At 68.0% G+C, this 13,434-nt stretch carries 10 protein-coding genes and 1 pseudogene; 5 read left to right on the top strand and 6 right to left on the bottom strand.

Annotated elements, in window-relative coordinates:
- Together LGR54_RS23740 and LGR54_RS23735 are read right to left on the bottom strand one after the other, a co-directional pair.
- A pseudogene (locus LGR54_RS23740) lies at window positions 1-251 on the bottom strand (hypothetical protein); the annotation flags it as partial.
- A gap of 160 nt (window positions 252-411) precedes the next feature.
- Window positions 412-1,290, bottom strand: a complete 879-nt coding sequence (locus tag LGR54_RS23735; protein WP_230364433.1) for a hypothetical protein — start codon at window positions 1,288-1,290, stop codon at window positions 412-414.
- Window positions 1,291-1,744: 454 nt separating this feature from the next.
- On the opposite strand from LGR54_RS23735, the gene LGR54_RS23730 reads away from it, so the two are divergent.
- Together LGR54_RS23730 and LGR54_RS23725 are read left to right on the top strand one after the other, a co-directional pair.
- The gene (locus LGR54_RS23730) at window positions 1,745-2,992 is read left to right on the top strand and encodes an efflux RND transporter periplasmic adaptor subunit (protein ID WP_370638268.1); all 1,248 of its coding nucleotides are present in this window, start codon (window positions 1,745-1,747) and stop codon (window positions 2,990-2,992) included.
- Between the two features lie 5 nt (window positions 2,993-2,997).
- Window positions 2,998-6,174: an efflux RND transporter permease subunit gene (locus LGR54_RS23725; RefSeq protein ID WP_230364431.1), complete on the top strand. Its 3,177-nt coding sequence runs from the start codon at window positions 2,998-3,000 to the stop codon at window positions 6,172-6,174.
- A gap of 59 nt (window positions 6,175-6,233) precedes the next feature.
- Here the strand turns inward: LGR54_RS23725 and LGR54_RS23720 are convergent, their stop codons facing one another.
- Complete coding sequence (locus LGR54_RS23720; protein ID WP_230364430.1) at window positions 6,234-6,860, bottom strand: FkbM family methyltransferase; 627 nt, start codon at window positions 6,858-6,860, stop codon at window positions 6,234-6,236.
- A 23-nt stretch (window positions 6,861-6,883) separates the two neighbouring features.
- A complete protein-coding gene (locus LGR54_RS23715) occupies window positions 6,884-7,498 on the bottom strand; it encodes a carbonic anhydrase (RefSeq protein ID WP_230364429.1) in 615 nt (204 codons plus the stop codon).
- Between the two features lie 215 nt (window positions 7,499-7,713).
- Between LGR54_RS23715 and LGR54_RS23710 the strand changes: the two genes are divergently transcribed.
- A complete protein-coding gene (locus LGR54_RS23710; RefSeq protein WP_230364428.1) occupies window positions 7,714-8,628 on the top strand; it encodes an MBL fold metallo-hydrolase in 915 nt (304 codons plus the stop codon).
- Window positions 8,629-8,631: 3 nt separating this feature from the next.
- On the opposite strand, the gene LGR54_RS23705 is transcribed toward LGR54_RS23710, so the two are convergent.
- Both LGR54_RS23705 and LGR54_RS23700 read right to left on the bottom strand, forming a co-directional pair.
- The gene (locus tag LGR54_RS23705) at window positions 8,632-9,417 is read right to left on the bottom strand and encodes a DUF1499 domain-containing protein (RefSeq protein WP_230364427.1); all 786 of its coding nucleotides are present in this window, start codon (window positions 9,415-9,417) and stop codon (window positions 8,632-8,634) included.
- 7 nt (window positions 9,418-9,424) lie between these two features.
- A complete protein-coding gene (locus LGR54_RS23700; protein WP_230364426.1) occupies window positions 9,425-10,132 on the bottom strand; it encodes an HAD family hydrolase in 708 nt (235 codons plus the stop codon).
- Window positions 10,133-10,179: 47 nt separating this feature from the next.
- Between LGR54_RS23700 and LGR54_RS23695 the strand changes: the two genes are divergently transcribed.
- Window positions 10,180-11,835: an extensin family protein gene (locus LGR54_RS23695; protein WP_230364425.1), complete on the top strand. Its 1,656-nt coding sequence runs from the start codon at window positions 10,180-10,182 to the stop codon at window positions 11,833-11,835.
- 109 nt (window positions 11,836-11,944) lie between these two features.
- Complete coding sequence (locus tag LGR54_RS23690; RefSeq protein WP_230364424.1) at window positions 11,945-13,327, top strand: aminotransferase; 1,383 nt, start codon at window positions 11,945-11,947, stop codon at window positions 13,325-13,327.
- The last annotated feature ends 107 nt before the right edge of the window (window positions 13,328-13,434 follow it).

Genomic DNA, 13,434 nt, shown 5'->3' with positions numbered 1-13,434 from the left:
GCAACCGTGTAGTCGCCCGCCGGCCCACCGGGATAGGAGCGCTGGCTCATCACCGTGTATTCGAGCGAATCCTTGTCAGCCGGTACCGCCACATTGGCGACCCCGCCGCCCTCGCTGGCGAATTTCAGCCCGAGCGTGCGGCCGACGATCTGAAGATAAGTCAGATAGGCCGCGTTGCCGGCCGCGGACGTCTGCCGGATGGCGGGATCTCTGGTATTGAGGAGGGCATAGCTGCCTTCATTGGGTGCCATCACCGTGGCCGGCAGGTCTGGCGAGGTGTAGATACGAATATCGGCACCGTTGTTCGGGACAAATCTAGACGCTTCAGTTATATTGAGCCTCGTTATACCATTTACGTAACTGTAGGCACTACTTATCGTCGACAGGTGGGAGTTATCAAGCAAATAACTGTTATCGGACCATGTCGTGGCAGCCCCCCCATTTGCTGCCCTGCAGCAGCCCGTCGACGTAATCGTCGCCGGTCGCTGCCATCGTCACGGCGCGCTTGGAAATGGCGGGAATGGTGTCTACCGTGTACTCATCCCCGCCAGCCGGGCTATCACTGTCGAATATAAAAGATTCAACACCAGAAATTGTCATATAATTATAATTATAATGACTTAAAAATACTATTGTGTCATTAAATTTGAAAACACCAAAATGACTATAATGCTGACTGACATACAACGTATCGTATCCGACACCCCCATTCAAATATGGATTACCTTCAATATACGAATCTACATAGAAAGTATCATCTCCGGCATCCCCATTGAAGGTTCCGCCCTTGGACGTATATATGTCAAAACTGTCATTGCCGTTTCCTCCATTGAAGGTACCTCCCGTACTGAAATCGGCTTTGAAATAATCGCTACCCTCGCCACCATTGAAGGTGCCTCCCTTATTGGAATCAGCGTCTAAGTGATCGTTGCCCTCGTCGCCATTGAAGGTACCTCCCGTACTGAAAAAGGCGTTGAAGTAATCGTTGCCCTCACCACCATTGAAGGTGCCTCCCGTACTGATAACGGCGTTGAAGTAATCGTTGCCCTCGTCGCCATTGAAGATTCCGCCGGAATTCTGAAATATCTGGCGATCATCGTCGCCCGCGTACAGGTAATCATTCCCCGCGCCGCCATTGAAGATGCCCCCGGTGCCACCGGTGGCCCATATCCAGTCGACCCCGCCAAGGCCATTCAGCGTGACATCGTTGAACCCGTCCGAGAGCAGCTCGTCGGCATCCTCGGTACCGTCGACGATTTCACCGTTTTGCGTCGCGACCTTCGTGACCATGGCTATGGCCCCCCGTTGCCATCGAACATGTTCCGCGATGCCGCAGGCGGTAGACGACACCGCCACGGATCGGCTCTTCCCGCCGCACCGGAACCTTTGCTGACGCCACTCTAGATTGGTACGCCGTTACGTCAATCGCCGGGCGCGCGGCGTCTGCCCCACTGCATCGTGACATCACACCATGTCTTGAGTGGCCACCGGCCCGCACCATTTCTTGCGGGCTTGCGGCACAGACCGCGAGAAATGGGCCTCACGCCGCCGCCATCATCAGGGCTGAGGGTGACCGAGTCAGCGTCCGGCCTCGTCGAGCCAATGGACTCACCGGCAAACGCGCCCGCCAGCGCCGATCGACGTTGCGACCAGCATGGCAGCCGGCGCGCGATTGACAGAGGCACGGGCGCGATAATATGGATACCATCAAGTTTCCTAATGGGGGGATTTTCCCGTGACGTCGATTCACGCGAAGCGGTCTCCGCTGCTGCCGGTATCGCTCTTCGTTCTGCTCCTCGCCGCCGGCTGCGATGGCCGCGAGGCCGCCACTTCCGCCGCTTCCCACCCGCAGGAGCGCCCGCAAGTGGGCGTGGTGACGGTGCACCCGCAATCGGTCGCCATCACCGCCGAGATGCCGGGCCGCACCACCGCCTCGCTGATCGCCGAGGTGCGCCCGCAGGTCGGCGGCATCATCAAGGAGCGGCTGTTCCAGGAAGGCAGCGAGGTGAAGGCCGGCGACGCCCTCTACCAGATCGATCCGGCGACCTATCAGGCGAGCTATGACAGCGCCGTGGCCAGCCAGCAGAAGGCCGAGGCCGCCGTGCCGAGCGCCCAGGCCAAGCTCGAGCGCTATCAGGGCCTCATCAAGCAGAACGCGGTGAGCAAGCAGGACTATGACGACGCCGTCGCCTCGCTCGCCCAGGCCCGGGCGGAGGTCGCCGCGGCGAAGGCCAGCGTCGATACCGCGAAGATCAATCTCGACTTCACCCGCATCACCGCGCCGATCAGCGGGCGCATCGACAAGTCCACCCTCACCCCCGGCGCGCTCGTCACCGCGAGCCAGGACACCGCGCTGACCACCATCCGCACCCTCGACCCGATCAATGTCGACGTCACCCAGTCGAGCACCAACCTGCTGAATCTGCGCCAGGCGATCAAGGAAGGCCGCATCAAGATCGCCGGCAACGACGTCAAGGTGCGCCTCAAGCTCGACAACGGCACCATCTACCCGCTGGAGGGCACGCTGGAATTCTCCTCGGCCTATGTCGACGAGACCACCGGCACCTTCGGCGTGCGCGCGCAGTTCCCCAATCCGGACCGCCTGCTGCTGCCCGGCATGTATGTGCGGGCCCTCGTCGAGGAAGGTGTAGCGCCGAACAGCTTCCTGGTGCCGCAGCGCGCGGTGACCCGCAACACCAAGGGCGAGCCGGTGGCGCTGGTGGTCGATGGCGACGGCAAGGTCGGCCAGCGCGTCCTTACCGTGGGCCGCAGCGTCGGCAATAGCTGGCTGGTCGAGAGCGGCGTCGCCGATGGCGACCGGGTCGTGGTCGAGGGCAGCCAGTTCGTCACCGTGGGACAGCTGGCCTCGCCCGTCGAGGTCACCCTCGACGAGACCACCGGCGAGGTCGTCGAGCGCGGCAAGCAAACCGCCCTGCCCGCCGACCGCCACTATGCCGCCGCCGACGCCCCGGCGCGCACGGCGCAGGAGTGAGCGGCGTGGCACGTTTCTTCATCGACCGCCCGGTCTTCGCCTGGGTCATCGCCATCCTGATCATGCTGGGCGGCCTGCTCGCCCTGAACTCGCTCTCGGTCGCGCAATATCCGCAGATCGCGCCCACCACGGTGCGCATCACCGCCACCTATCCCGGCGCCGACGCGCAGACGGTGGAGAACTCGGTGACCAAGGTCATCGAGCAGGGCATGACCGGCCTCGACAATCTCGACTACATGTCGGCCACCTCGACCTCGACCGGCCAGGCCTCGATCTCGATCACCTTCACCAGTGCCGCCGATCCGGACGTGGCGCAGATGCAGGTGCAGAACAAGCTGCAGCTGGTCACCTCGCAACTGCCGACCATCGTGCAGACCAGCGGCATCGAGGTCGACAAGGCTTCCGACGGCTTCCTGATGGTGGTCGGCTTCGTGTCGGCCAACGATTCGATGTCCTCGGTCGACGTCGCCGACTACGTCGATTCCACCCTCAACGACACGCTGCGGCGCGTCGACGGCGTCGGCACCACCCAGGTGTTCGGCTCGTCCTATTCGATGCGCATCTGGCTCGATCCGGACAAGCTGGCAAAATACCAGCTGATGCCGAGCGACATCACCACCGCCATCGAGGCGCAGAACACCCAGGTCTCGGCCGGCCAGCTCGGCGGCCTGCCGCAGCGCAAGGGCCAGCAGCTCAACGCCACCGTCACCGCGCGCGGCCGGCTGCAGACGCCGGAGCAGTTCCGCAACATCATCATCAAGAGCACCAGCAACGGCTCGCTGGTGCGGCTGAACGACGTCGCCACCGTCGAGCTCGGCGCCGAGAGCTACACCACCTCGGCGCGCTACAACGGCAAGCCGGCGGCCGGCCTCGGCATCAACCTCGCCACCGGCGCCAACGCCATCAGCACCGCTGAGGGGGTGAAGGCGGCGATCCAGCGCCTGTCCGGCACCTTCCCGGAAGGGCTGGAGGTGGTCTATCCCTACGACACGACCCCCTTCGTGGTGCTCTCCATCGAGGAGGTGGTGAAGACGCTGGCCGAGGCCATCGTCCTCGTCTTCGTGGTGATGTTCGTCTTCCTGCAGAACATCCGCGCCACCCTCATCCCGACCATCGCGGTGCCGGTGGTGCTGCTCGGCACCTTCGGCGTGCTGGCGCTGTTCGGCTACTCCATCAACACGCTGACCATGTTCGCCATGGTGCTGGCCATCGGCCTCTTGGTCGACGACGCCATCGTCGTGGTGGAGAACGTCGAGCGGGTGATGGAGGAGGAAGGCCTCTCGCCGCGCGAGGCCACCCGAAAGTCGATGGACGAGATCACCGGCGCGCTGATCGGCATCGCCACCGTGCTGTCGGCGGTGTTCGTGCCGATGGCCTTCTTCGGTGGCTCGGTGGGCATCATCTACCGGCAGTTCTCGGTCACCATCGTCTCGGCCATGGTGCTGTCGGTGTTGGTGGCGCTGGTCCTCACCCCGGCGCTGTGCGCCACCCTGCTGAAGCCGCGCAAGCCCCACGGAGACGCCGGCGCCGAAGGCTCCGGGCATGGTGCGAAGGGCGGCCTGTTCGGCGCCTTCAACCGCGCCTTCGACCGCGGCAGCCACGCCTATCGCTCCGGCACCGCCGGCATCATCTCCCGCTCCGGCCGGTTCCTGATGATCTTCGCGCTCATCACCCTCGCCATGGGCTGGATGTTCGCCTGGCTGCCCTCCTCCTTCCTGCCGCAGGAGGACCAGGGCATCCTGATCACCAGCGTGCAATTGCCGGTGGGCGCCACCGCCAACCGCACCGACAAGGTGCTCGACGACGTCACCCGCCACTATCTCGACAATGAGAAGGACGCGGTGGAGGGCGTGTTCACCGTGCAGGGCTTCGGCTTTGGCGGCCAGGGCCAGAATGTCGGCATCGCCTTCCTGCGCATGCGCCCCTTCGACGAGCGCAAGTCGCCGGCGCTGTCGGCCAGCGCGGTGGCCGGCCGGGCCATGGCGGCGTTCTCCAAGTTCCATGACGGCCGCGTCTTCGCCCTCGCCCCGCCGGCGATCCAGGGCATGGGCAATTCCAACGGCTTCGACTTCTACCTGCAGGACATCAACGGCGCCGGCCACGACAAGCTGATCGCCGCCCGCAACCAGCTGCTGGCCAAGGCGGCGGGCGATTCGCGCCTCGCCAATACCCGCCCCAACGGACAGGAGGACGAGCCGCAGCTGGTCGTCGACATCGACGAGGAGAAGGCGAGCGCGCTCGGCGTGTCGCTGGCGGACATCAACGACACGCTCTCCACCGCCTGGGGCAGCAGCTACGTCAACGACTTCATCGATCGCGGCCGGGTGAAGAAGGTCTATGTGCAGTCGTCGGCCGATTTCCGCATGCAGCCAGAGGATCTCGCCCGCTGGCATGTGCGCAACTCGGACGGCAACATGGTGCCGTTCTCCTCCTTCACCTCCTCGCGCTGGACCTTCGGCTCGCCGCGCCTCGAGCGCTTCAACGGCTCCTCCGCCGTCGAGATCCAGGGCGAGGCGGCGGCCGGGGTCAGCTCCGGCGACGCGATGACGGCGATCAACGAACTCGTCGCCCAGTTGCCGGCGGGCTACGGGCATGAGTGGGTCGGCCTGTCGAAGCAGGAGGAGCTGTCCGGCAACCAGGCGGCCTCGCTCTACGCCATCTCGGTGCTGGTGATCTTCCTGTGCCTGGCCGCGCTCTATGAGAGCTGGTCGATCCCGTTCGCGGTGATGCTGTCGGTGCCGATCGGCATCTTCGGCGCGCTGCTCGGGGCGCATCTGTTCGGCCAGACCAACGACGTCTACTTCAAGGTCGGCCTGCTCACCACCATCGGCCTCGCGGCGAAGAACGCCATCCTGATCGTGGAGTTCGCCATCGAGCGCGAGGGGCACGGCATGGGGCTGGTCGAGGCGACGCTCGACGCCGCGCGCCAGCGCCTGCGGCCGATCCTGATGACCTCCTTCGCCTTCATCCTCGGGGTGACGCCGCTCGCCATCGCCAGCGGCGCCGGCTCGGGGGCGCAGAACGCCATCGGCATCGGCGTGATGGGCGGCATGATCGCGGCGACCGTGCTCGGCATCTTCTTCGTGCCGCTGCTGTTCGTCGCGGTGCGCCGGGTGTTCAAGCGCCGCAGCGCGCCGGCGACGCCGGTGGAAGGCACGGCTCCCGGCGAACAGGCCGGCTGAGCCCCTCACTCCGGCGCGGACGAGGCCACCGCCTTGCCCGCGCCGCCGGTCACGCCAGTTCAGGCGTGGTAGTGGTACATGCTGGTGTCGGTCTTCTCGCCCGTATAGCCCCAGCCACGCAGCAGCTCGTCCACCGGGCCGATCTCGTCGAGCAGCTCGATGAGGATATGCGGCCGGAAGCGGCGGATCGTCGCCGCGCCGCCCTGAAGCGCGTCGTATTCGGCCCGCTCCACGTCGATCTTCATCACCGACAGCTCGGCAAGGCCGACATCGTCGAGCGCCAGCGTGCTGGCGCTGCCGATCACCGCCCCCTCGCCGACGATGCTGCCGGCCGAGCTCAGCCCGTCCTTGCCGCGAATGGCGATCCGCTGCCCGGAGGCACGGGTGAGCGCGTGCGGGTGCACCTGCACCGTGCCGATATCGTTGAGTTCGAGATTGGCGAGCAGGCGCGGCACGATGAGCGGGCTCGCCTCGAAGGCGTGCACCCGTGCCGCGCCGGAACGGGCGGCGAGGATGGAATAGAAGCCGCTATAGGCGCCGGCATCGACCACCGTGCCGCCCCGGCGCGTCAGCTCCGCCCACAGCTGCCGCGAGATCGGCTCGAAGCCCTTGGCGCGCTTCTTCTGCGCCGCCAGGACATTGTCTTCCTCGGTGATCAGCTTCACACCGTCGAGTTCTTCAAACATGTGCTCGCGTTCCACGGCCACGCTCACGTCGGCCCGAAGGTGCCGTCGGACTTCAACCGCTCCAGCACCCCGGTCGCCACGGCAAAATAGAAGCCGTGCAGCGCCAGCCGGCCATCCTCGACCCGCTCCTTGATCCAGGGGAAGCTCTCGAGGTTCCTCAGCGACACCCGCACGCAGCCATATTCGACCAGGCGCCGCTGCTCGGCCTCGTCGTCCGTCAGGTGTCGCGCCACCTCGCTCGCCGGGGCGGCGATGCGGATCCAGTCCGGCAGGAAGTCCTGAGCCGCCGCCGGCGCGCCGTCGAGCAGCGCCCGTGCGCCGCCGCACAGCGCGTGGCCGAGCACCACGATCTGCTTCACCTCCAGCACCTTCACCGCGAACTCGATGGCGGCGCTGGTGCCGTGATGAGCATGATCGGGCGTCGAATAGGCCGGCACCAGATTGGCGACGTTGCGCACCACGAACAATTCGCCCGGCCCGACGTCGAAGATCATCGTCGGGTCGACGCGGCTGTCGGAGCAGGCGATCACCAGCGTCTCGGGGCTCTGGCCGCGCAGCGCCAGCTTCTCGAACAGCGCCTTGCGCTCCGGCCAGGAGGTGACGCGAAAGCGCCGGTAGCCGTCCAACAGATCGTCCATGCTCGGTCCTTCCCTCGCGGTCCGCCATCCGGTGCGGGCCGCCGCGTGGCGAAAATGCCGCCACCTTGCCATCGCTGACAAGCGCCGGATGACGAATGGGCGACAAAACCCCACCTCTTCCCTAACGGCCGCGCGGCTCTGCCCTCGACGCCCGCCGCCGGCTGGGCTAGGTGCGGAACGAGACAGCGCGACGGAACCGACGGAAACCCACACCCATGGCCGACGACATCCCCTTCGATCGCGACTTTGCCGCCGTGCCCGGCGTGGCGGAGGAAGTCGCGCCCGGCGTGGTGCGGGTGCTGGCGCCCAATCCCGGCGCGTTCACCTTCACCGGCACCTGCACCTATCTCATCGGCACCGGCGAGGTGATGATTCTCGACCCCGGCCCCGACAGCGCTGCCCATGTTGCCGCCGTGCTCGACGCGGTCGGCGGCCGCCCGGTCAGCCACATCCTGCTCACCCACACCCATCGCGACCATACCGGCGCGCTCGCCGCGCTGAAGGCCGCCACCGGCGCGCCGGTTGTGGCGGAAGGCCCGCACCGCTCGGCCCGGCCGCTGCACGAAGGCGAGACCAACGTGCTCGACGCCGCCGGCGACCGCGACGTCGTGCCCGACCTCCTCATCGCCGACGGACAGCGCCTCGCCGGCGACGGCATCTCGCTCACTGCGCTCGCCACCCCCGGCCACACCGCCAACCATATGGCCTTCGTGCTGGACGGCGCCGGCCTGATCTTCGTCGGCGACCATGTGATGGCCTGGGCGACCTCGGTGGTGGCGCCGCCGGACGGGGCAATGGGCGACTACATGGACTCGCTGCGCCGGCTCGGCCAGCGGCCGGAGGAGCTCTATCTGCCCGGCCATGGCGGCCCGGTGCGGCAGGGGCCCGCCTTCGTCGCCCGCTATCTGCGCCATCGCGAGGCGCGCGAGACGGCGATCCTGCGGGCCTTGTCGCGCGGTGCCGCCGGCATCCCCGACATCGTCAGGATGATCTATATCGGCCTCGACCCGCGGCTGTTCGGCGCCGCCGGCCTGTCGACGCTGGCGCATCTGGAGGATCTCGTCGCCCGCGGCGAGGTCGAGACCGACGGCCCGCCGACGCTGGCGGGCGTCTATGGCCGGCGCGCCTGAGGCTCAGCGCCGCCGCTTGCCCTGCCGTTCCGAGAGCTCCGCCAGCAGGTCGTCGACGCGCCGGGCATTGGAGCCGAAATCGCGCACGGCATTGCGCGTCACCGAGCGCATGTCGACCCGCGTGCCCTCGGCGGTGCGTCGCACCCGGATCACGATGTCGTCGCGCAGCCCCAGCGGCAGCCCCCGCGCCACCGCCTCGATGCGCCCGTCGCGCTGGCCGCCGCGCGGCGGCACCGCGTCGATGATGGTCCATTTGCGCCGCGCCACCAGCACCATCAGGTCGTTGAACACGTCGTCTGGCGCCGAATCGAAATCGATCGGGTGGATACCGGGATAGGCGTCCTCCTGCGCCGTCGTGGCCGCCTCGTCGGGCCCGTCGAGCGGGTTGGCGGCGCGCGAGCGCGCCATCGCCAGCGTTACGAAGGCCGGTGGATCATCCATGTCGGTGCTCACCTCGTGCAGCACCGGCAGCCGGGCGCCGAAGGCGGCGAGGCCGGCGGTGGGAGCGATGAGCGCCAGCGCCAGCGCGCCCGCCCCGATCACCCGTCCGAGCCCGCGCACCCCCTCGTTCCAGATCACCACGAAGGCGGCGAGCGCCAGCAAGAGCGCCAGCCCCGCCAGCGTCACGCCGGCGAGCACCGTGTAGAGGGCGCTTTCCAGATCGAGGATCTCGGTGAAGTAGCAGGCGACGCCGATGATGGTCACCGGCAGAGCGAAGACGGCGACGCGTAGGCTCCACACCGCCAGCCGCGACATGCGCTCGTCGATATAGAGCCGCCGCCGGATCATCCCTGCCTCACGCCGGCTCAAGGAACAGGTCGGTGAGCGCCTCGACATCGTCGACGACGAGATCCGCCTCATCGGCGAAATCGTCGATCGGCCCCGGCCCGCTGCGCACCAGGATCGACAGCGCCCCGGCCGCCCGCGCCGTCATCAGGTCGTGATGGGTGTCGCCCACCAGCGCCACCGACGCCACCGGCACGCCGGTCAGCTCGGCGAAGGCCTGCACCATGCCCGGCAGCGGCTTGGAGCCATAGCCGGAATCATGGCCGTAGATTGCGGCCAGAAGGTCGGTCAGGCCGAGCAGGTCGGCCTGGATGCGAGCATTGCGCTCGCTGTCGTTGGTGGCGATGCCGAGCGGCAGGCCGAGCCGGACCAGCCGGCCCAGCGCCTCGCGCGGCCGGCCGAGCGGCGACAGGTTGGCCTGCCCCTCCTCGATGAACAATTCGTCGATCTCGGCGAAGAACGCCTCGCTGGCCGGTCGGTCCAGCACCTGCGCCCAGAGCGGGCCGAACTGGCGGGAGGAGCCGGCGATCAGCGGCGAGGTCTGCAGGAATAGCTGCGGCTCGGCCAGGTAATGGCTGACCTCGTGGAGGCGCGACAGCACCTGCGCATCGGAGCCGGCCAGCCGGGCCATCACCCCGCCGGCCGCCGGTCCCCAGGTCCGATCGAAATCGATGAGCGTGCCGTCCTTGTCGAACAGAATGGCGCGAACGGCGTTCACGTGGTGTAAACCTCCGACGGGACACGGGCGATGGGAGCACCGATAGCATGATTTCGAGCCGGCTCCCAACCGGTCCGTTCCGGCTGATTCGCCTGTTGCCGATGGTCGTGGCGGGCTGTCTCCTGTTGCCGGATCCGTCGCCGCTGGCGGCGCAGGAGCTGAAATCGAGCATCGACCGCGCCGGTACCGCCGCCAGCCAGCAGATCGAGCAATGGCTCGGCGCCCCCGCCCCGAAACCCACGCGCAAGACCCGTACCCGTGCTCCAGCGGGCGCCAAGATGACGGGCACGACGGCCGGCTCGACGACGGTGCGCGCGGTGCCGCTGCCGCCACCGCGTCCGGCGGAGGCCGGCCCCGAGGCTCCGGCGGAGGCCACCGACGGCCCCGCGCCGGCCGGGACGGCCGCGTCCGCCAAGCCGACGGCCAAACCGACAGCCAACCCTTCGGCGACGGCCAAGCCCGCCTCCCCGTCGCTATTCGCTGCCCGTCCCGCCCAGCCGGCCGGGCCGGTGGCGGAGCCGGCACCCGAGGAGCCGCAATTCGCCGAAGCACCCGGCATTCCGCTGCCGCCCGAGCGTCCGGGCCGGGAGGCGGCAGCCGTCGCCTCCCCACCAACGCCTCCGGCGGCAGCGCCCGCCGCCCGCACGCCGCAGGGCGCCCTGGTGCCATTGCCGCCGGAGCGGCCGGGTGCCCGCACGGCCATGCTGGCCACGCCGCCCGGCGGCAAGCCGGCGCATCCAGCGGCTGCTGTCGAGGCTGAGGACTATCCGACCGCAAACGTGCCGCTGCCGCTCCCACGGCCGGATGCCCGCACCGCCATGCTCGGCACCGAACCTGATTCCCCTGTCCCGTCCCCGCCGCCGGCCGGCTCGGCGCTCACCCCGCCGCCGGGCCCGCTCGCCGGCTGCCCGGAGCTCAGCGTCGGCGACATCGGTACCTTCGCCACCGCTGAGGTGACGATGAAGCCGGCCTGCCGCATCGAGCGCCCGGTCAACCTCACCGGCGTGCGGCTGAAGGACGGGCGGCTGGTGCCGCTGGAACCGGCGGCGACGCTACGCTGCGACATGGCGGCGGCGGTGGCGCGTTGGGTGCGCGAGGGAGTCGCGCCCGCCGTGGAGACGCTCGGCAGCCCGCTGGCGACCATCGAGGTGGCCGATTCCTATTCCTGCCGGCCGCGCAACCGCGTCGCCGGCGCCAAGATCAGCGAGCACGGCCAGGGCAACGCCATGGACACCCGCGGCTACAAGCTGATGGACGGGCGCCGCGTGCTGGTCGGCGGCACCGGCGACCAGGCGATGCCGCTCGCCTTCCAGGAGCAGCTGAAGGCCACTGCCTGCGCCGATTTCATGACCATTCTCGGCCCCGGCTCGGACGGCTATCACGAACTGCACCTGCATGTGGACCGTGCCGTCCGGCGTAACAACATGGTGCTGTGCCGCTGGGCCACCGGCACCCGGCCGCCCGGTGCCAAGGCGGCAGGCGGGCCCGAGAAGAGCGACAGCGCCAGATCCGGCGACAATACGGCGGCGAACTCGAAGGCCGGGGACGCCAAAACGGGCGACACGAAGGGCGCCGCCCCCGCCGCGTCGCCGGAAGAGGATCCCACCGAGACCGAGACGGACGAGCCGGAATCCGAGGCCCCGGCGAATGCCCAGGCGGGCGGCGCGGCGCCGGGTCGCGCCGGCGGCGGCTCGCGAAAATAGCCGCCTCGCTCCCGCACCCGCGCATCCCGGCTCCGACCAAGGGCGCGCTTCCGGGCCGGAGCCGCCGGCAGTAGGCTAGCGCCGAATTTCCGCCCCCGGAGCACCGTCCATGCTGACCAACCTTCAGGCTCGCGACGTCGAGACGCTGGTTCATCCCTATACCAACCTCGCCACCATCCGTGACACCGGGCCGCTGATCCTGGAGCGCGGCCAGGGCGTCTGGGTGCACGACGTCGACGGCAAGCCCTATCTCGAAGGCATGGCCGGGCTGTGGTGCACCGCGCTCGGCTACGGCAACGAGGAACTGGTGGACGCGGCAGCGGCGCAGATGCGCAAGCTGCCCTTTACCCACATCTTCGGCGGCAAGAGCCACGACCCGGCGATCGATCTCGCCGAGAAGCTGAAGGAGATGGCCCCGGTGCCGATCTCCAAGGTGTTCTTCACCAATTCCGGCTCAGAGGCCAACGACACCCAGATGAAGCTCGTCTGGTACATGAACAACGCGCTCGGCCGGCCGAACAAGAAGAAGATCATCTCCCGCGTGCGCGCCTATCACGGCGTCACCATCGCCTCGGCCTCGCTCACCGGGCTGGCCGGCAACCACAACGACTTCGACCTGCCCATAGCCGGCGTGCGCCACACCACCTGCCCGCACCATTACCGCGGCGCCCTGCCGGGCGAGAGCGAGGAGGACTTCGCCACCCGGCTGGCCGCCGATCTCGAGGCGCTGATCCTCGCCGAAGGGCCGGACACCGTGGCCACCTTCATCGCCGAGCCGGTGATGGGCGCCGGCGGCGTCATCGTGCCGCCCAAGACCTACTACCCGAAGATCCAGGCCGTGCTGGCGAAATACGACGTCTTCTTCATCGGCGACGAGGTGATCACCGGCTTCGGTCGGCTCGGCACCGCCTTCGGCAGCGAGGCGATGGAGATGCAGCCGGATTCGATCTCGATCGCCAAGGCGCTGTCCTCCGCCTATCAGCCGATCGGCGCGGTGATGATTCCCGAGCGCATGTATGAGGCAATGCTGGAGGAGAGCCGCAAGCTCGGCTCCTTCGGCCACGGCTTCACCTATTCCGGCCATCCGGTGGCGGCGGCGGTGGCGCTGAAGACGCTGGAGATCTACGAGCGCGAGAGCGTGTTCGAGCGGGTGCGGGCGAAGATCCCGCAATTCGACGCCCGCCGCGCCGCGCTGGAGGACCACCCGCTGGTCGGCGAGGCGCGTGGCAAGGGCCTGGTGGCCGGCATCGAGCTGGTCGCCGACAAGCTGTCGAAGCGCCAGTTCGACCCCAAGCTGGGCGTGGCGGCGAAGTGCGTGGCGTTTGCTCAGGCGGAAGGTCTCATCGTGCGCAGCGTGTTCAGCGACGCGATCACCATCTGCCCGCCGCTGGTGATCTCGCCGGCGGAGATCGACGAATTGTTCGACCGCCTGACCCGCGCCCTCGACAAGACGCTCGACTGGGCGTTGCGCGAGCAGCATCTGGCGGCCTGAGCCGCCGCCTCATCGTCTGCTGCGAGGCCTCCCGGACCCCAGTTCGGGAGGCTTTTTCGTCGCGCATGGCTTTTGCGGCGCAGGGCTCCGAGAACTGGCCTTCCAAA

This window comes from Ancylobacter sp. Lp-2, from assembly GCF_020523795.1.
Lineage (GTDB): Bacteria > Pseudomonadota > Alphaproteobacteria > Rhizobiales > Xanthobacteraceae > Ancylobacter.
Note: the sequence above shows the minus strand (reverse complement) of the source record. Positions and strands in the feature narration are given on the sequence as shown.

What these genes read in the sequence shown, in the direction of transcription:
- LGR54_RS23715 (WP_230364429.1), bottom strand. Translation starts at nt 7,498, where the DNA reads ATGGACGATCTGTTGGACGGCTACCGGCGCTTTCGCGTCACCTCCTGG.
- LGR54_RS23690 (WP_230364424.1), top strand. Translation starts at nt 11,945, where the DNA reads ATGCTGACCAACCTTCAGGCTCGCGACGTCGAGACGCTGGTTCATCCC.
- LGR54_RS23720 (WP_230364430.1), bottom strand. Translation starts at nt 6,860, where the DNA reads ATGTTTGAAGAACTCGACGGTGTGAAGCTGATCACCGAGGAAGACAAT.
- LGR54_RS23705 (WP_230364427.1), bottom strand. Translation starts at nt 9,417, where the DNA reads ATGATCCGGCGGCGGCTCTATATCGACGAGCGCATGTCGCGGCTGGCG.
- LGR54_RS23710 (WP_230364428.1), top strand. Translation starts at nt 7,714, where the DNA reads ATGGCCGACGACATCCCCTTCGATCGCGACTTTGCCGCCGTGCCCGGC.
- LGR54_RS23735 (WP_230364433.1), bottom strand. Translation starts at nt 1,290, where the DNA reads ATGGTCACGAAGGTCGCGACGCAAAACGGTGAAATCGTCGACGGTACC.
- LGR54_RS23695 (WP_230364425.1), top strand. Translation starts at nt 10,180, where the DNA reads ATGATTTCGAGCCGGCTCCCAACCGGTCCGTTCCGGCTGATTCGCCTG.